The organism is Pseudomonas sp. 1L-B-1-E-C1 (genome assembly GCF_057291835.1).
Map to the genome: position 1 here is coordinate 180,764 of NZ_JBXAWN010000011.1, position 19,790 is coordinate 200,553.

Sequence of the window (19,790 nt, forward strand, 5' to 3'; positions counted from 1 at the left end):
GTTTTTCCCTCTCAAGAAATCAGTTTTTCCAGATCATCGAGGGATAGACGTTTGAGGGCCTCCAGTGATTTAGCCAATTCATCCTGAACGGGCGACATTTCGACACGCAGCGCTTCGATCCGCGCGCAGAACTCCTTGAGCGTGTCGGTTTCGAACAACGCCTTGAGCGGCACCTTGTCGCCGAGGCGCTCCTGCACCCGGGTCACCACCAGCGTCGCCAGCAACGAATGGCCGCCGAGCTGGAAGAAGTTGTCCGTCAGCCCTACCCGCTCGACTTCCAGCACTTCCTGCCAGATCGTCGCGACCTCCCATTGCAGATCGCTTTGCGGCGCCTGGTATTGCTCCTGCATCGGGCTCTCGGCCAACGCCATCAGCGCCTTGCGATCGAGCTTGCCGTTGGGCGTCAGCGGGATCGCGTCGATCAGGTGCAAATGCCCCGGGACCATGTGCGCCGGCAAGCGGCTGACCAGTGCACTGCGCACCCGCTCGGTCAGGGTCGACCGCTCGCTGTCCGGCGCGGCGACGAGGTAGGCATGCAGGTGTTTGCCGGCGGCGCCGTCCTGCGCCAGCACCACCGCTTCGCCGATATCGTCGAGCTCCAGCAGGCGCGCTTCGATCTCGCTGAGCTCGATGCGGAAGCCGCGAATCTTCACTTGATGGTCGGCGCGACCGATGTACTCGATATTGCCGTCATCGCCCTGACGCACCAGATCGCCAGTGCGGTAAAGGCGCTCGCCGTCGGTCGCGTAGGGATTCGGCACAAAGCGTTCGGCGGTCAGCGCGGCGCGGCGCAGATAGCCGCGCGTCACCCCGGCACCCGCCAGGTACAGCTCAGCCGGCACACCCGCGGGCAGCACCTGCAGCTGACTGTCGAGCAGGTACGCCACGGTGTTGTCCAGCGGCCGGCCAATGTTCGCCCGCCCCTGCGGCGTGCGCAGGGTGAAGGTCGAATAAGTGGTGTCTTCCGACGGCCCGTAGAGGTCGTAGACCTGCTGCACTTGGGTGCTGGCATACAGGCTGTCGACCAGACTCTGTTTGAGCGGCTCGCCGGCGAGATTGATGGTGCCAACCGAAGCCGGAATCTGCCCGGCCCGTTGCAACGCGGCAATCGCCGACGGCACCGTATTGATCAGCGTAACCTGATCGCGCGCCGGCAAATCGGCCAGCGCCAGGGCGTTGTCGGCCAGCACCAGACAGCCACCGCAGGCCAGCGTGACGAAGATTTCCCACACCGACAGATCGAAGCAGATCGACGTCGAGGCCAGCACGCCGCGCAATTGCTCTTCGCGATAGACCCCCGCCGACCACTGAATCAGTGCCGACAGATTGCCGTGGCTGATGGCTACGCCTTTCGGTTTGCCAGTGGAGCCGGAGGTGTAAATCACGTAGGCCAGATTGTCTGCGGCGAGATTAACCAGCGGCGCAGTGGCCGGGCATTCGCTGGCGACGTTTTCGTCCACCAGCAACACTTGCGCGTCCAACGATTCAGGCAGCATGGCCAGCGCCGCTGGCGCAGTGAGCAGCACGGCTGCGCGGCTGTCGTCGAGCATGTGCAGCAAGCGTTCCTGCGGGTAATCCGGGTCCAGCGGCACGTAGGCGCCACCGGCCTTGAGGATCGCCAGCAAGCCGACCAGCATGTCCGGCGTGCGGCGCATGCACACACCGACGCGCACTTCCGGCCCGACGCCCATGCCTTGCAGCTTGTGCGCCAGACGATTGGCCCGGATATCGAGGCTTTGGTAATCGATGCACTGCTCGGCGAACAGCACCGCGCTCGCCTGCGGCTGTCGCCGCACCTGCGCGGCGATGTGCGCCAGCACCGTGCGTTGATCCGGCGCGGTAACCGGCGCCTTGCCCCACGCGATTGCTTGTTGCCGTTGTGGCTCGGCGAGCAGTTGCAGCGCACCCAGCGGCTGGGTGGCGTCGGCGAGGAACTGCTCGAGCAGACCTTGCAACTGCGCATTCAATGCACTGATCGCTTGAGCGTCGAAACTGGCCTGATCGTAACTCACGCGCAGACTCAGTTCGCGGCCGGTAACCGCCACCAGCGTCAGCGGATAATTGGTCTGCTCCTGGCGGCGGATTGCAGAGAACTTCAGGCCGGTCTCCGGCCCCTGCGCCAGCGCTTCGGCCATAGGGTAGTTTTCGAACACCAGAATGCTGTCGAACAACGCCCCGGCACCCGCCCCGGCCCAGCGCTGAATGTCATACAGCGGCGTGTGTTCGTGCTCGCGCAACGCCAGATTGAGGTCCTGCACCTGTTGCAGCCATTGGCTGACGTCGATCTCCGCCGACGGCGCCGCCACTACCGGCAAGGTGTTGATGAACAGACCGATCTGTTGCTCGACACCCGGCAAATCCGTCGGCCGCCCGGCCACGGTCGCGCCGAATGCCACGTGATCCTGCCCGGTGTAACGCTGCAACAGCAGCAGCCACGCCGCTTGGACCAACGTGTTGAGGGTGACTTTCTGTTCGCGGGCGAAGCGGTTCAGTTCGGCCGTCAGCTGTTCGCTGAACACATGCTGGTGATCGGCATAGCCGCTGGCCGCGTGCCTGACCGGCATGGCGCTGGCCAGTCGCGTCGGCTCTTCGAGATTCGCCAGCGCCGCGCTCCAGAACTGCCGACTGGCCTGCTGATCGCGCTGCCCGAGCCATTCGATGTAATCGCGATAACGCCCCGGCCCTGCGCTCGGCGTGATGCCGGCGTAGCGTTGCAGCACTTCGCCGAACAATTGCGAAGTACTCCAGCCATCCATGAGGATGTGATGACAGGTGTAGATCAGGTGATGAGTGTGCTCATCGGTGCGCACCAGCGTCACGCGCAACAGCGGTGCCTCGAGCAGATCGAAACCGTTGTGCAGGTCTTCAGTGGCCAGATGATCAAGCGCTGAATGGAGGCCATCGCGACCGCGCCCGTCCTGCACCTGCCACGGCATCTGCACACGGCTGCGCACCACTTGCACTGGCGCGGCGGCATCCTGCGGCCAGACGAACGCGGTACGCAGGATATCGTGGGCGTCGAGGGTCTGCTGCCAGGCCTGGCGGAAGCGCTCGGCGTCAAGCTGCTCGACGTCGACGCGTAGCTGATTGGTGTAAGCCGGGCTGTCCGGCTCGTTGCGGCTGTGGAACAGAATGCCTTGCTGCATCGGCGACAGCGGGTACAGATCAACGATGTCACGCGGCGCGATCGACAGCGCCGACAGCTGCGCCTGCGTGAGGTTGGCGAGGCCGAAGTCCGAGGGTGTCACGCCACCGGCGCCGCTCTCGCAGCAATGTTCGATCAGGCGTTCCAGTTCGCGGCGATAAGCCTCGGCCAACGCCTCGATGGTCTCGGCGCGGTACATGCCGGTGCCGAAGGTCCAGCTCAGTTCCAGCTCTCCGCCGAAGACCTGACCGTCAACACTCAGCCAATTGCCCAGCGGCGCCTGCCCATCCTGATTGGCACCAGTGCTGTCGCTGCTCGGCAGGAACAACGCGCCTTGCTCAGCACTGAAGGCGCCATCGAACTGGCCGAGATAATTGAATGTCACCCGTGGTTGCGCCAGCGCCTGCAACTCGGTGGAACGCGTGAGGTAACGCAGCACGCCATAACCGATGCCCTTGCCCGGCACCGCGCGCAGTTGCTCCTTGATCGCGCACAGCGACGCAGCCGGATTTGCTTGCGGGGTCAGGCGCACCGGGAACAGGCTGCTGAACCAGCCGACCGTGCGGCTCAGGTCGATGTCGTCGAACAGGTCTTCACGACCATGGCCTTCGAGCTGGATCAACACCGACGGCTGCTCGCTCCAGTCACACAGCACCCGCGCCAATGCGGTCAGCAACAAGTCATTGATCTGCGTGCGATACGCCGCCGGGGCGACTTTCAGCAGCTTGTCGGTCAGTGTCTGGCTCAGGCGCGTACTGGCGCGGGCGGCCTGGGCGCGGGTCTGGCTGTCCTCGGCGAAATCCCGTGGCAGGGCCGCGTTGTCGGCAGCCAGGATCTGGCGCCAATAAGCGCTTTCGGCCGCCAACGTTTCGCTCTGTGCATAACGGTGCAACCGCTCTGCCCAGTTGTGCAGCGAACTGCTCTGGCCCGGCAACACCGGCGCCGTCCCCGCCGCCAATGCCTGGTAAGCCTGCTGCAAGTCCTCCAGCAGAATGCGCCACGACACGCCGTCGACCACCAAGTGATGAATCACCAGCAACAGACGCTGCTCGGCATTCGGCAGAGTGACCAGCAAAGCGCGCAGCAAATGCCCGCGTTGCAGATCGAGACTGCGCTGCGCCTCGTCGGCCAGTGCGGGCAAGGCGTCGAGACTCTCCAGCTGGCGAACCCAGAGCAGTTCGGCATCGCGCTGAGTTTGCGGCAACGCCTGCCAGCTATCGCCCGATGGCACGAAGCTCAGGGCCAGCGCCTCGTGCTGTTCGACCAACGCCGCCAGCGCCGTGCGCAGATGCGCGGCGTCCAGCGCCAGGGTCGGTTGCAACATCACCGACTGGTTCCAGTGCTGGCGCTGGGCAATCGGCGTGTCAAAGAAACGCTCTTGAATCGGCAGCAACGGCAATGGCCCGCGTGCCACAGCTGCGGCAGCGGCAGCCGGTTTGGCCTCGATCAGTTTGGCCACGGCGGCCAATTGGCCGATGGTCTGTTTTTCGAACAACTGCTTGGGGCTCAGCTTGATCCCCTGGCGCTTGGCCCGGGCGATGATTTGCAGACTGAGAATCGAGTCGCCACCCAGTTCAAAGAAGTTATCGCTGCTGCCGACCCGCTCGAGCTTGAGCACCTCGGCCCAGATGGCAGCCAGTTTCTCTTCGATCTCACCGACCGGCGCGACGAACTGCTGGCTGACCACGCCGGGCACGGGCAAGGCGCGTTTGTCGAGTTTGCCGTTGGCAGTCAGCGGCAGCTTTTCCAGCAACAGCAACTGCGCCGGCACCATGTAGTCCGGCAGCCGCGCCTGCAATTGCTCGCGCAGCTCCTGCGCCTGCACTTTCGCGCGCGCTAGCGGCACGCACCACGCCAGCAGTTGCAGGCGCGCCGGATCGTCATCCAGTGGCAGCGCGAGCACGGCGGCTTCGCTGACGCCATCGAGGCTGAGCAACAGCCGCGCGACTTCCGCCGGCTCGACGCGATAGCCGCGCACTTTCACTTGATCGTCGGCGCGACCGATGAATTCCAGCGCCTGCTCGCGGTTGCGCCGGACCCGGTCGCCGCTGCGGTACACCCGCGCGCCCGGTGCGCCGAACGGGTCGGGCAGGAAACGCTCGGCGGTCAGCCCAGGCTGATTCAGGTAGCCCAGGGCAACGCTGTCACCGCCGATATACAACTCACCGGCAACCTGATCGGCCACCGGGTTGAGCACATCGTCGAGCACATAAACATGCGCACCGGCCAACGCCGTGCCGACAGGAACGCTGCGCGTCTGCGCGGCAAGTGCTTCGACCTCATGGGTCAGCACGCCCACGGTGGTTTCGCTCGGGCCATAGTGGTTGATCAGGCGGCAGCCCGGTTTCAGCTGCTGCACGCGCTCGACCAGCGCCGGCGAACAGGCTTCGCCGCCGACGATCAGTGCATGTTCCGGCAGCACGTCGGCTGGCTCGGCCGCCTGCAACAGCGCGGCGAGATGGCCGGGAACGATTTTCAGCACGCCGACGCGATGGCGGGCCATGTAGTCGGCAAAGCGGTCCGGGTCGAAACCGAGCTCTTCCGGCAGCACATGCAGCAGGCGGCCCGAGCACAATGCGCCGAACAGCACGGTGAAGCCAAGGTCGGCGGCGATGGTCGAAACCAGCGCCATGCTCGCCTCGGGCGCCGGCGCCAGACGTTCGAGTACGCCGCGCACATAACTGCCCAGCGCGCCGTGGCTGACCAGCACGCCCTTGGGTTGCCCGGTGGAACCGGAGGTGTGAATCACATAGGCCGGCGATTGTGCATGTAGCGTCAACTCAGGCGCAGACGCCGGCAGCGACTGCCATTGCTCCGGCGCAAATTCAAGACCCTGACAGCCCTCGACCGCCAGTTCGCTGACCCGCGCATCGCCTTCGGCACCGATCAATGCCCCTGCCTGTGCAGCGCCGAGCATCTGTTTCAGCCGCGCGCTCGGCGCCTTGACGTCGAGCGGCATGTACACCGCGCCAGCCTTGAGAATCGCCAGCACACAAGTCAGCCAGTCCAGCGAACGCTCCAGCAGCACCGCCACCGGTTCGCCGACATTGACGCCCTGCGCACGCAAATAATGGGCGAGACGATTGGCTTGCTCATCCAGTGCCTGGAACGTCATCGTCTGCTGGAGATCACGAGCGGCCAGCGCTTGCGGCTGCCGGGCTACTTCACGCGCCCAGTGCTGCAACACGGTCAACGCCGGCTCGCGTTGAATGGCGAGCGCAGCGGGCCGTTGCGTGGCGACCGTGTGCAGCGGCGCCTGCGGCGCATTGAGCAATTGGCTGAACAGGTCGAGCAACATCGGCACAAAACCGCCGACCGTTTCCGCCCGATAGAGATCGCTGGCGTAGGTCATCTGACCGTGGATCAGTGCGCCGTCGTCGGTGATGTCCAGGGCCAGATCGAAATGCGTGCCGTCCTTGGCCAACGGATATTCGCTGACGGTCAGACCGGGCAAGGCCATCGAGCGTTGTTTCTGCATGCCGACGTTCTGATTGAACTTGGCCTGGAACAACGGGTTGTGACCGAGGGTGCGCTCGGCGACCAATTCGTCGACCAGTTGCTCGAACGGCAATTCCTGATGCGCCTGCGCGCCGAACGCCGCTTCACGCACCTGCGCCAGCAGATCCGCGAAACTGCCGCGCTCATCGACCTGGCAACGCAGCACTTGGGTGTTGACGAAGAAACCGATCAACCCTTCGACTTCGGCACGGCCACGGTTGGCATTCGGCACGCCAACACGAATGTCGCGCTCGCCGGCCAGACGCGAGAGGAACAGCGAGAACCCGCCCAGCACCAGCATGAACAGGCTGATGCCCTGGCTGCGGGCAAAAGCATTGAGCTGGCGCGACAGGTCGGCACCGAAATCGAAGCTCAGGGTCTGCCCCGCGAAACTCTGGGTCAGCGGTCGGGCAAAGTCCGGCGCCACGTCCAGCAGCGGATGCTCGTCGCCCAGTTGCTGACGCCAGTAGTCGAGCTGGCGTTCACCCTCGCCTGCTTCCAGCCAGCGTCGCTGCCAGATCGCGTAGTCAGCGTATTGCAACGGCAGCGCCGGCAATTGCGGTTCGCGCTGCAGGCTGAAAGCCTGATAGCACTGGACGAATTCCTTGACCATGACGTCCATCGACCAGCCGTCGGAGACGATGTGATGCATGCTCACCACCAGCACGAACTCATCCTCGGCCAGGGCAAACAGACTGGCGCGCAACAGCGGGCCGTGGCGCAGATCGAACGGTTGCGCGGTGACCTCTTGCACTTTTTGCGCGAGCGCCGACTCGCGCTCTTGCGTGGCGATGCCGGTCAGGTCGAAGCGTTCCAGGGCAATACTCTGCTGCTCGAGAATCACCTGATGGGGCTGATCGCCGTCAGTGTGGAACACCGTGCGCAACACTTCATGGCGCGCCAGCAGATGATCGAACGAACGGCTCAGTGCCGACTCGTCCAGCAGCCCCTTCAGACGCAAGCCGGCGGCCATGTTGTACGCGGCGCTGTGCGGTTCCAGTTGCCAGAGAAACAACAGGCGCTGCTGGGCGAACGACAGGGGAATCTGTGCGCAGTCGTGGCGGCTGACCGGCAGCGGCAGCAGGCTGAAATCCTTGCCCTCCTCACGTAGCCTGGCGAGAAACAGCCGACGCTGTTCCAGCGGCAGGCCGACGAATCTTTGCGCAATACGTTCCGCCATCGTGCCGCTCATACTTCTTCTCCTTGCAAAGCATTCATGAACTGATCCATGTCGGACCAGTCGTCGTCGCCGCTCGCCTCGGCCAGTTGCCCGAGCACCTCGGCCAGATCCGCCAGCAGCGGTTTTTCGAACAGACTGCGCAGCGGCAGCACCACACCCATCTGCTCCTTGACCCGCGCGATCACCTGCGCGGCCAACAACGAATGGCCGCCCAGTTCAAAAAAGTGATCGTCCAGACCCACACGCGGCACCTGCAGCACCTCGGCCCAGACCTGCGCCAGACACTGCTCGGCAGGCGATTGCGGGGCACGGTAATCGCCCTGCAACTGCGCCGGGTCCGGCGTCGGTAGGGCCTTGCGGTCGAGCTTGCCACTGGGCGTCAGCGGCAAATTCGCCAGCAACAGCAGATGCCCCGGCACCATGTAATCCGGCAGGCAGGCTTGCAGCGCGGCGCGGGTTTGCTGGCGGAACGCCGCTTGCGTCGCCGCACTGGCGAGCGCTGCCGGTTCCGTCACCACGTAGGCGACCAGTTGCGTACCGCCGGCGAACGGCACCGCCAGCACCACCGCTTCGCGAACCCCGGGACATTGCTGCAGGCGCGATTCGATCTCGCCCAGTTCGATGCGGAAGCCGCGAATTTTCACCTGATGATCGACCCGACCGACGTACTCCAGCGCGCCATCGCCGCGCAGCCGCGCACGATCGCCGGTGCGGTACAGGCGCTGACCGTCGGCGAACGGGTCGGCAATGAAACGCTCGGCGCTGAGGCTCGGCTGGCGGTGGTAACCCCGCGCCAGTCCCGGCCCACCGATGTACAACTCGCCCACCGCGCCTTGCGGCAGCAGGTTCAGGTCATCGTCGAGCACGTACAGGCGCCGCGCTTCAAGCCCCTGGCCGATCGGCATGCCGCGCCACGACACATCCTGCGCGGTCAGCCCGGTGCAGTCATGAATCGTCGAGACCACCGTGGCCTCAGTCGGCCCGTAGGTGTTGAGCAGGCGCACATGGCCAAGCCCGGCCTGCTGCCACAGGCGCAATCCGTCCACCGCCATGGCCTCGCCGCCAACGTGAACCTGGCGCAGCGCGGCGAAACTTGCCGGCGGTTTCGCCGCGTATTCCTGCACCAGCCAATACCAGTAGGCCGCCGGAAGGTCGGCGAGAGTGATGCCCTGATCGACGATGACCTGATGCAGCGTCGCGCTGTCCCACAACGGCGCGTCGCGCATGACCACGCTGGCGCCATGGCACAGCGGCGGGAAAAACTGCTCGACGAAACCGTCGAAACTGCTGGTGGCAAATTGCAGGACCCGGTCGCCTTCGCGCAGATCGCTGTAATCGATGGCGCGGGCGATGAACTCGCTCAGTGCGCCATGACTGACCGCCACGCCTTTCGGCCGCCCGGTGGAGCCAGAGGTGTAGATCACGTAAGCGAGGTTGTCGGCTTCGACCGTGACCAGCAGGTTGTCGCTCTGCTCGCTGTCGGGCAGTTGCTCGAGACACAGGCACTCGATGCCATCGAGCGGCGGCAGGCTGGCGAGGCTTTGCCGGTCGCTGAGCAACAGTTTCAGGCCACTGTCATCGAGTACATGGCGCAGGCGTTCGGCCGGGGTCTGCGGGTCCAGCGGCACATAAGCACCACCGGCCTTGAGCACGGCCAGTAGCGCCACCGCCAGTTCCAGCGAACGCCCCAGCGCGACGCCGACCAGCACGTCCGGGCCGACACCCTCCGCGCGCAACTGATGGGCCAGACGATTGCTGCGAGTGTTGAGTTCGGCGTAGCTGAATGCCGGCGCAGGCGCAGTGGCCAACCGCACCGCCGGCGCTTGCCCAGTGCGCGCGACCTGCGCTTCGAACAGGCTTTGCACGCTGGTGAAACGAGGCGAAGGCGCGGCGGACTGAATCAGCGCGTGCCGTTCGCTGTCGGCGAGCATCGCCACGTCGCCGATCAACTGCTGCGGGTTGCGGCACACCGACTGGAGAATATTGCGCCAATGCCCGGCCAGCGCGGCGATGGTTGCGGCGTCGAAAATATCCGTGGCGTAAGTGAAGGCGGCAAACAGTTGCTCGCCCTCCTCACGGGTGTCGAGCATCAGGTCACTGGTGGCCGCGTGTTGTCGAGCGCTGCCGGCCAGTTGCTCTTCGCTCAGATAGCCCACGCGCAAGCCTGACGCGAGTTGCGCCTGATGCAGATCGGTGACCAGCGGCTGATGGTTGAACATCACCTGAAACAGCGGATTGTGGCTCTGGCTGCGCGCCGGTTGCAGGGCTTCGATCAGGGCGTCGAATGGCAGATCCTGATGGGCCTGGGCGCCGAGTGCAGCCTGGCGCAGGTTCTGCAAAAGCTCGGCGAACGGCGTCTGTGCGGTGACCACGCTGCGCAGAATCTGGGTGTTGACGAAGAAGCCGATCAGGCCTTCGGTTTCACTGCGGGTGCGGTTGGCGATCAGCCCGCCGACACGAATATCGGTCTGGCCGCTGTAGCGATGCAACAGGGTTTTAAACGCCGCCAAAAGCACCACGAACAACGTCACGCCCTGGCGCTGGGCAAGGCTTTTCAGCTCTTCACGCAGGGTCGCGTCGATCACCGTTTCCAAGCGTGCGCCCTGATGGCTGGATTGCGCCGGATAGGCGCGGTCGGTGGGCAATTCCAGCACGGGATGTTCGTCGCCCAGTTGCGTGCGCCAGTAGTCCAGTTGCCGCTCGCGTTCACCGGCCTCCAGCCAGCTGCGCTGCCACAGCGCATAGTCGCGGTAATGCACGGTCAGCGGCGCCAGCGTCGGTTCGCGCCCGGCGACCAACGCGTCGTAAGTGCGCATGAATTCGTCGATCAGAATGTTCATCGACCAGCCGTCGGCGATGATGTGATGCAGGGTCAGCAGCAGCACGTGTTCCCGCTCGGCCAGGCGCAACAGCCGCAGACTCAGCAGCGGGCCGTTCTGCAAGTCGAAGGCCTGGGTCGCCTCGGCCATCATGTGCTGCTGCGCGAGCGGCCAGCGCTGCGCTTCGGGCAACCCGCTCAGGTCAGTCACGGGCAACTTGAGTGGCTGCGGCTCGGCCACACGCTGGAAGGCACGCTCGCCGTCCTGGCCGAAGGTGGTGCGCAGACATTCGTGGCGCGCCGCCAAATGGCTGAAAGCCTGTTCCAGCGCCTCGACGTTTAGATCGCCCTCCAGACGCACCGCCATCGGCAGGTTGTAGGCTGCGCTGGTCGGCTCCAGCTGCCAGAGAAACCACATGCGCTGCTGCGCGTAAGACAGGCCGTCGCGCTCAGCGAGGCCGTCGCAGGCAGTCATGGGAAGCTGCGCAAAATCGATGCCTTCGCGGGCCATGCCGGCGAGGAACAAACGACGTTTGTCCTCGGGCAATTCGATAAAGCGGCGGGCTAGTTTCTGTGCGTCTGCGGCATTCATGCGTGGAGTCCTTGCTGATCGGCGGCGTGACCTGGAGACCCGGTCGTATCAACAAGAACGAATGGCCCGCGCGATGATTTAGCGCGCCGGCGGCAATCGCGGCCCGACGGTACGAAGGCCAGACACGCAAATGCCGAAGCCAGTACAGACCCGACTTCGGCATTTGCCAAAAAACGCTGTGAAGTGCTTAGAGCGCGTCCTGCGAATGCCCCTCGGCCATCGCCACAATCACTTTGCGCGGCCCTTCGAACGGTGAACGTGCATGCGCGGACAACATGTTGTCGAGCATCAGCACATCGCCCTCCTGCCAGGGGAAACTGATCGCACAGTCGTCGAGCACCGCGCGAATCTGCGCCAGCACTTCGTCTTCGATCGGCGAACCGTCGCCGTAGTAGACATTACGCGGCAGGTCTTCTTCGTCGACGATGTCGAGCAGGCTTTCGCGCACTTCCGCTTGCAGGTTGGAGATGTGAAACAGGTGCGCCTGATTGAACCAGACGTGCTCGCCCGTCACCGGGTGCACTGCCACCGCCTGACAGGTCTGGCGCGTGCGCAGCTCGCCGTCGTCCTTCCACTCGCAGACGATGCCGTGGGCCTTGCAGTAGGCCTCGACGACTTCGCGGTCTTCGGTGTTGAACACGTCTTCCCAGGCGACATCGAGGCCGTTGCCGAAGTTGCGCACGTACATCAGGCCTTTACTGACGAAACGCTCGCGGATCGCCAGCGGGATGCGCCGGTAGACTTCGCGGCTGTCGGCGATCGGCGTCTCGCCGCCGGACTTGGCGGCGATCATGCTGTAGAACCAGATCTTCATCGGCCAGTCGCGGGAATACGCCTGTTCGTTGTGCAACGGAATGCTCTGGTGCGCCGGGTATTCCGTGGAGGTATACACGCCTTGGGTGACGTTGGTACGCGGGGTCGAGCCGAACTCGTAGTTCAGCAATGGATGGCCGAAGCTCGCGGCGAACTGGCGGAACTGCTCAGCGCCGTCGAGGCGGAAGCCGCGAAACAGCACGCCACCGTCGCGCAGCAGATGTTCGTCGACCAGCTCCTTCAATTCATCGAATACCGCCAACAGATCAGTGTCGGCATCGCTCGCCTCGATCAACAGCGGCAAGCGTCCGCGCTGCGGCAGCAATGGCCGAACGGAAAATCCCAAAGCAACAGCCATGACTGGCCTCCTGACTATGCGTGATGGATGAGTCGCCTCTCAGAACACCGGTTGCACGGCCTGCGCAAGGCGCCGGTGATGCACTTCCAGATGGCTCTTGATCGTGCGAATGACCCGCGCCTCATGTTCGTGAATGAAGAAATGCCCGCCGGTCATCATGTCCACCGAAAAACTGCCCAGGGTCTCTTTGCTCCAGCCGATCAGTTGTTCGGTGGTAGCCCGGTCTTCCTTGCCACCGAGCACGTGCACCGGGCAATTGAGCAAGGGCCGCTCGGCGGGGGTGAAGCGCCCGCACATCATGAAATCGGCGCGCAGCACCGGCAGGGTCAGGCTCATCAATTCCTGATTGGCGAGGATTTCTTCGCTGGTGCCCTGAAAGGTACGCAACTGTTCGATGAGCTCTTCATCGCTGCGCGGCTCGGCAAAGCCGCGATCGTAGTCGCTGCGCATGCTCGGTGCGGCGGTGCCGGAGGCGAACAGCGCCAGCGGCTCCGGCACACCCAACTCGCGAAAGGCATGGGCCAGTTCGCAGGCGAGCAACGCACCGAGGCTGTGCCCGAACAACGCATACGGGCCTTGCAGACCCGGTTTGTGTTCGCGCGCCAGTTGCCGCGCCAACGCGCGCATGTCGGTTTGCAGAGGTTCGTCGAACCGCGCGCCACGCCCCGGCAGTTCCACCGGTTGCAATTGCAGCCACGTCGGCAGTTGACGCCGCCAGCGGCTGTAAACCATGGCGCTGGCACCCGAATAGGGCAGGCACAGCAATGTCAGCTTGGTCACCGCGCTTTCCTTGAAAAATGTGTCTGCAAGAAAGACGGATCACTGGCCGGACAAATTAGTCGCCGGCCGCTAAATTCCCCCGCGAGCCGCTCGTTGCCTGTTCAGGAAAAAAACAACAATCGCGAGGGAATCACCGTGGACCTGCAGAGCATTCTGGGCAAGTTGTTCGCCAACGCCGGCGCAGTCGGCATCGAGGGCGTTTTCCAGTTCATCTTCAGTGCGCAACAGGCGTACTGGTATGACATCAAGACCAGCCAGCGCACGGCAGCCGGGCGCCACCCTCGCCCAGACGTGACCATTGAAGTCGCGGAAAAGGATTTTTTGGGGATCATGGCGGGGGTGGTCAACGTCGAGGAACTGTTCGCCAGCGGTCGGCTGAAGATCGGCGGCAACATGGGCCTGGCGACAATGCTGCCGCAGATCATCGACCACGCCCGCCAGGGAGGCGGCACGGTGGAAAAGGTCGACATGAACAAGCGCTACCCGACCCCGCCGCGCTTCAGCGAAAAGCTCACTGCCGCGCTACCTCCGCAGACCAGCGTCGAACGCCGGGCACGCGCCGAATTGAGCCGACATGAATTCGAAACCCGTTATCTGCCCAATGGCATTCCGTTGGTGATCAGCAACGCCCTGCACGACTGGCCGCTGTTCAGCCTGAGCCGCGAGGAATCGCTGGTGCATTTCGCCGAACTGCAGGGCATCACCCGCCATGGCGATTACGTGAAAAAGACCTTTTCCACCGAGCGTGATTTCCGCTCGACCTCGATGGCCGAGTTCATCGCCTCGCTGGACCGCCCGGCGATCAAAGCCGCGGACGGCGAGCCGCCGGCGTACATGGGCAACAACATCCTGCCCGCGCAGTTGTTGCAACAGATTCAATACCCGCCCTACTTCGACACGTCGCTGTTCATCCCGCCACGCATCTGGATCGGCCCCAAGGGCACGCTGACGCCGTTGCACCGCGATGACACCGACAACCTGTTCGCCCAGGTCTGGGGGCAGAAAAAATTCACCCTTGCCGCACCGCATCATCGCGAGGCGCTGGGCACCTGGTCGACTGCGCCCAAGGGCGGTCTGGATGGCTGCGATTTCAACCCGGACGCGCCGGACTATGAGCGTTTCCCGGCGGCGCGGGAGGTGACGTTTCTGCGAGTGACGCTGGAGGCTGGGGACCTGCTGTTTTTGCCCGAGGGCTGGTTCCATCAGGTTGAATCGGTGTCGACCTCGCTATCCGTCAACTTCTGGGTCAACTCAGGACGAGGCTGGTAACCCGATCCCTTGTAGGAGCTGACGAGTGCAACGAGGCTGCGATCTTTTGATCTTGATCTTGATCTTGATCTTGATCTTCAAAATCCAAAGTCAAAGTCAAAGTCAAAAGATCGCAGCCTCGTTGCACTCGTCAGCTCCTACGCTCCTACGCTCCTACCCGGAGGTGGCGGTAGCTCTGGAACGCGGAAATCAGCACCACTGCCCCCGCCGCTATCGCCAGCCAGAATCCGCTACGCGCACCAAACGCATCGACCAGCGCGCCGGAGCCAGCGGCGCCGATTGCCACGCCGATGCTCAGTCCGGTCACCAGCCAGGTCAGGCCTTCGGTCAGTTTGGCCGGTGGCACGATGCGTTCGATCAACGCCATCGCGACAATCAGCGTCGGCGAAAAGAACAGCCCGGCGATGAATACCGCCACTGACAGGCCGAGAATATTGCTCGCCAAAAGCAGCGGCAGCGTGGTCACCGCCGTCGCCACGCCGCCGTAGAGAAACAGGCGCGGCAGCGGCAGTTTCGAACGCATCGCACCGAAGGCGATCCCGGCCAGGCATGAGCCGATTGCGTATACCGACAAGACAATACTCGCCGCTGCCGGCTGGCCCTGGTGCTGGGCGAAGGCGACGCTGACCACGTCGATCACCCCGACGATCACGCCCATCGCCAGCATCAACGCCAGCAGCCATTGCACGTCGGTCGAGCGAATGATCGAACCCTGATGCTGCGACTCCTGCGCGTGCACCGGCGGCTCGGTGCTGCGCTGGGCGACAAACACCGTCACGCCGATGGCCAGGGCCAACAACGCCGCCAACGGCCCGGCCTCGGGAAACACTGCAACGGACAGGCCCACCGATAGCGGCGGCCCGACGATAAAACACACTTCATCGAGCACCGACTCCAGCGCATAGGCCGTCTGCAATTGCGGCTGCCCCCGGTAGATTTCGGTCCAGCGCGCCCGCACCATCGCCGACATGCTCGGCATGCACCCGGCCAGCGCGGCGAAGACGAATAACGTCCAGTTCGGCGCCTGCACACGCGTGCACAGCAGCAACATCAACAACCCGCCGCCACCGGTCAGCGCGGCGATTGGCAAAACCCGCCCTTGGCCGTAGCGGTCAACCAGCCGTGACACCTGCGGCGCGCAAAACGCCGTGGCCAAGGCAAAGGTCGCCGCCACCGCACCCGCCAGCGCATAACCGCCGTTCAACTGCGCAAGCATGGTGATCAGGCCGATGCCCGTCATGGAAATCGGCATGCGCGCCAGCATCCCGGCCAACACAAAAGCACGGGCGCCGGGGGCGGTGAACAATTCGCGGTAGGGGTTTGCCATCGATTGCAGCCTCATCAGGGGCGGCCAAGTTGCCATAGGCTTGAATGCCGTGGAAGCGCGCAATTGTTGGTGGAGTGTGAAAGCCCCTGATCTTTCCAGCGCTGAAAGGCGATGACCATTGGTCGAAAACTGGCGTTGACCTGTCAGACCTGACAGGTGCGCTTCATTGTCGTTTGCGCTCTGATGAAGCCTCGGATCTTCGCGTATCACCTTGGAACCCTGCAAACACACTCAGGAGCCTCGCCATGGCCGAATCGTCAATGCTCGCCTCACCCGAAGCGGAAAAGGCGCCGTGGGCCGTGCCCGCCCTGTATGGACTGGCGCCCTCTCGCAACGACGCCGCGCTGGCGGCTGCGGTGGATGATCGACTGATGCCGTGGATCGAGCAGGTGGGGATTTTTCCGGGGCGGCACGACAAGGTCCGCGCCATGGCTTTCGGTCGCTTCGCCATGCTGTGTCATACCGACACCGATGAGCCCGATCGGCTGTTGCTCGCGGCGCAATGTTTCGCCGCGCTGTTTGCCGTGGACGATTACTACTGCGACGACGAGCGAACCGGGTCCGAGCCGAGAATGGTCGGGCCGCGCCTCTCTCTGGCGCTGGCAGCGCTGGAGCCGGTTCACTTGAGCGAACGGTTCCGCGCGGGGCTTGAGCAGGCCTTGAACAGCGATCCGGTGCTGGTCGCACTGCGGGCATATCTGAGGCGGGTCGAGACGCTCGCGACCGCGGCGCAGGTTGCCCGCGTACGCCATGAAATCATTGCCATGTTCGTCACCATGACCGCCGAAGCGGCGTGGCGTGTCGAAGGGCTCAAGCCCGCACTCTGGGAATATCTGGCTCAGCGTCAGGTCAACAGTTTCCTGCCGTGCCTGTCGCTGATCGACATCATCGGCGGGTATGAATTGCCCGCCAATGTCTACAGCGCACCCGAGGTGCGCAAGGTGACGGCGCTGGCCGCCAGCGCCACGATCATTGCCAATGACCTGTTTTCCGCGCTGAAGGAACAGCAGGCCGGTATCGGCGATTTCAATCTGCCGTTGTTGCTGATCCGCGAACAGGGCTGCTCGCCCGCGCAGGCGATGGCGCAAAGTGCTGCCGTTCACGATGACATCATGCATCTGTATGAGGCGGCAGAACGGGTGGTATTGCCGCACGCCTCGCCGCGGCTCGAACGCTATCTGCGCGGAATCAAGAGCTGGCTGGCCGGCAATGTCGAATGGCATCGCCGCAGTGGCCGCTACCAGGTCTGACGCTGGCGAACTTTTCCTGGTTGCAGATGAACTCTCGCCGCCGGCGATCAGTCAGCTATTTAAGTCTCTGGAACCAAGGCGTGAATCGTCATGCAGATTTCCCTCGCTCATCAGGTAGCGCTGGTCACCGGCGCCAGTTCCGGCATCGGTCACGCTGCCGCAAAAGCCCTCGCTGCGGCCGGTGCTGCGGTCGTCATCAATTACAACAGCAGCGCTGAACCTGCCGAAGAACTGGCCGCGCAAATCAACGCCGAGGGCGGTAAGGCCCTCGCCATCGGCGCCGATGTTTCGAAAGAAGAAGAGGTCGAGCGGCTGTTCGCCAAGACCGTCGACGCGTTCGGCTCGCTGGACATTCTGGTGGCCAATTCCGGTCTTCAGAAAGACGCAGCTGCCGTGGACATGACGCTCGACGACTGGAACACGGTGATCGGCGTCAACCTCACCGGGCAGTTCCTCTGCGCGCGTGCGGCGCTACGGATTTTCCAGCGTCAGGGCGTGCGCGAAGGCGTGTCGCGCGCGGCGGGCAAGATCATTCACATGAGCTCGGTGCACCAGCGCATTCCGTGGGCCGGGCATGTCAATTACGCGGCGTCCAAGGGCGGCGTCGATCAATTGATGCAGAGCCTCGCCCAGGAAGTCAGCCACCAGCGCATCCGCATCAACAGCATCGCGCCCGGTGCGATCAGCACTGCGATCAACGCTGACGCCACCGCAGGCGAAGCCGGCAAAAAGCTTCTCGAACTGATCCCCTACGGCCGCATTGGCGATGTCGAAGATGTCGCCAATGCTGTGGTTTTCCTCGCCTCCGATCTGTCCGATTACATCGTCGGCACCACCCTGTTCATCGATGGCGGGATGAGCCTCTATCCGGAGTTTCGTGGCAATGGCTGAGCCTGAAATGGAACAACAAAGCGCCATCGGTGCTCACGGCATCATCGGTGACATGCGCAGCGCGGCGCTGGTCAATGACAAGGGCAGCGTGGATTTTTTCTGCTGGCCGGAGTTCGATAGCCCGACGATTTTCTGCTCGCTGCTCGACACTCCTGAAGCAGGCATTTTCCAGCTCGCGCCGGACTTGCCTGATGCGCGCCGGGAACAGATTTATCTGCCCGACACCAACGTCTTGCAGACCCGTTGGCTGAGCGAACATGCGGTGGTGGAAATCACCGATCTGTTGCCAATAGGTGACGATGTCGATGCCCTGCCACTGCTGATGCGCCGGGTGCGCGTGGTCAGCGGCTCGGCGACGTTCAATCTGCGTTGTGCGGTGCGCCACGACTACGGCCGCGCCGACACTCATGCAGAGATGGACGAAAAAGACGTAACGTTCCGCGCCACTGGCCAGCCGTCGATACGCCTGGCTTCAGATCAAACCCTGCAGGTCGACGCACAGGCTGCCGTCGCGCAATTCACCCTCAAGCACAATGAAACCGCCGCGTTCATGCTCGGCGGCATTGATGATCCGCGTTTCACCGAGGGCGCTGCCGAGCTGTGCATGGAGCGCACCTTGAAATACTGGCGCGGCTGGATCAGCCAATCCAACTATCGCGGTCGTTGGCGGGAAATCGTCAATCGCTCCGCCCTCGCTCTGAAGCTGCTGACCTCGCGTCGCCAAGGTGCGATCCTCGCCGCCGCTACCTTCGGCCTGCCGGAAACCCCCGGCGGCGAGCGCAACTGGGATTACCGCTACACGTGGATCCGCGACGCGTCGTTCACGGTGTATGCATTCATGCGTCTGGGCTTCGTCGATGAAGCCAACCACTACATGCAATGGCTGCGCGGAAGGGTCAGCGACTGTTGCGGCAAACCGATGAAGCTCAACATCCTCTATGCCATCGACGGCCAGCAGGAGTTGCCGGAAACCGAGCTCACGCACCTGGCCGGCCACGGCGGCGCGCGACCGGTGCGTATCGGCAACGGTGCTTACGAGCAGATCCAGCTGGACATCTTTGGCGAGCTGATGGACGCGGTGTATCTGGTCAACAAATACGGGGACGCGATTTCCCACGAAGGCTGGCGGCACGTCGGCGAAGTGGTCGACCAAGTCTGTGAGAACTGGCAGAGCGAAGATGTCGGCATCTGGGAAATGCGCGGTGAGACCCATCATTTCCTGCACTCGCGGCTGATGTGCTGGGTGGCGCTGGACCGCGCAATCCGTCTGGCTTCCAAGCGCTCGCTGCCGGCACCGTTCGCCCGTTGGGATGACACCCGGCAAGCGATCTACACCGATATCTGGGACAACTTCTGGGATGAAGAGCGTGGGCATTTCGTCCAGTACAAGGGCGGCACCGCGCTGGATGGCTCGATGCTGCTGATGCCGCTGGTGCGTTTCGTCAGCGCCAAGGATCCGCGCTGGCTGTCGACTCTGGAAGCGATCGAAAAAACCCTGGTGCGCGACGGCATGGTCTATCGCTATCGCAATGAAGACGCCAACATCGACGGCCTCAACGGCACCGAAGGCGCATTCGCCGCGTGTTCGTTCTGGTACGTCGAATGCCTCGCGCGCGCCGGCCAGGTGGAAAAAGCCCATCTGGAGTTCGAGCAGTTGCTGCGTTACGCCAACCCGCTGGGGCTGTACGCCGAGGAGTTTGACAGCCATGGCCGCCATCTGGGCAACACGCCACAAGCGCTGACGCATCTGGCGTTGATCAGTGCAGCGAGTTTTCTTGATCGCAAGTTGAGTGGCGAGAAGAGTTCCTGGCAGCCATAGCGCTGTTTTTTCGTCAGCGCATGTCAGACCGATCCCTGACTGGAAGGGAT

9 protein-coding genes are annotated in these 19,790 nt (G+C 63.6%); 4 read left to right on the top strand and 5 right to left on the bottom strand.

Going from position 1 to position 19,790, the window contains the following annotated elements; genetic code table 11:
* Positions 1 to 11: 11 nt before the first annotated feature.
* From AC0Z4S_RS20110 to AC0Z4S_RS20125, 4 genes are all read right to left on the bottom strand, one after another.
* On the bottom strand, positions 12 to 7,835 hold the full coding sequence (locus AC0Z4S_RS20110) for an amino acid adenylation domain-containing protein (RefSeq protein WP_485624347.1): 7,824 nt from the start codon (positions 7,833 to 7,835) through the stop codon (positions 12 to 14).
* Positions 7,832 to 11,233, bottom strand: a complete 3,402-nt coding sequence (locus AC0Z4S_RS20115) for an amino acid adenylation domain-containing protein (protein ID WP_485624348.1) — start codon at positions 11,231 to 11,233, stop codon at positions 7,832 to 7,834. Before AC0Z4S_RS20115 ends, AC0Z4S_RS20110 begins: the two co-directional genes overlap by 4 nt.
* Positions 11,234 to 11,420: 187 nt before the next feature.
* Positions 11,421 to 12,404 (bottom strand): TauD/TfdA family dioxygenase, encoded by a 984-nt coding sequence (locus tag AC0Z4S_RS20120; protein ID WP_485624349.1) that lies wholly within the window; start codon positions 12,402 to 12,404, stop codon positions 11,421 to 11,423.
* 39 nt (positions 12,405 to 12,443) lie between these two features.
* Positions 12,444 to 13,184 carry a thioesterase II family protein gene (locus tag AC0Z4S_RS20125; protein ID WP_485624350.1) on the bottom strand — a complete coding sequence of 247 codons (741 nt, stop codon included), beginning with the start codon at positions 13,182 to 13,184 and terminating at the stop codon, positions 12,444 to 12,446.
* A gap of 135 nt (positions 13,185 to 13,319) precedes the next feature.
* Here AC0Z4S_RS20125 and AC0Z4S_RS20130 point away from each other — a divergent pair, with 135 nt between their 5' ends.
* Complete coding sequence (locus tag AC0Z4S_RS20130; RefSeq protein WP_485624351.1) at positions 13,320 to 14,453, top strand: cupin-like domain-containing protein; 1,134 nt, start codon at positions 13,320 to 13,322, stop codon at positions 14,451 to 14,453.
* 145 nt (positions 14,454 to 14,598) lie between these two features.
* On the opposite strand, the gene AC0Z4S_RS20135 is transcribed toward AC0Z4S_RS20130, so the two are convergent.
* Positions 14,599 to 15,780, bottom strand: coding sequence for an MFS transporter (locus tag AC0Z4S_RS20135; protein WP_485624352.1), 1,182 nt, complete (start codon positions 15,778 to 15,780; stop codon positions 14,599 to 14,601).
* A gap of 245 nt (positions 15,781 to 16,025) precedes the next feature.
* On the opposite strand from AC0Z4S_RS20135, the gene AC0Z4S_RS20140 reads away from it, so the two are divergent.
* The 3 genes from AC0Z4S_RS20140 (at position 16,026) to AC0Z4S_RS20150 (ending at position 19,740) form a co-directional block, all read left to right on the top strand.
* Positions 16,026 to 17,030, top strand: coding sequence for a family 2 encapsulin nanocompartment cargo protein terpene cyclase (locus tag AC0Z4S_RS20140; protein WP_485624353.1), 1,005 nt, complete (start codon positions 16,026 to 16,028; stop codon positions 17,028 to 17,030).
* A gap of 90 nt (positions 17,031 to 17,120) precedes the next feature.
* Positions 17,121 to 17,921 (top strand): glucose 1-dehydrogenase, encoded by an 801-nt coding sequence (locus tag AC0Z4S_RS20145; RefSeq protein ID WP_485624354.1) that lies wholly within the window; start codon positions 17,121 to 17,123, stop codon positions 17,919 to 17,921.
* Complete coding sequence (locus AC0Z4S_RS20150; protein WP_485624355.1) at positions 17,914 to 19,740, top strand: glycoside hydrolase family 15 protein; 1,827 nt, start codon at positions 17,914 to 17,916, stop codon at positions 19,738 to 19,740. The genes AC0Z4S_RS20145 and AC0Z4S_RS20150 overlap by 8 nt, the downstream gene beginning before the upstream one ends.
* The last annotated feature ends 50 nt before the right edge of the window (positions 19,741 to 19,790 follow it).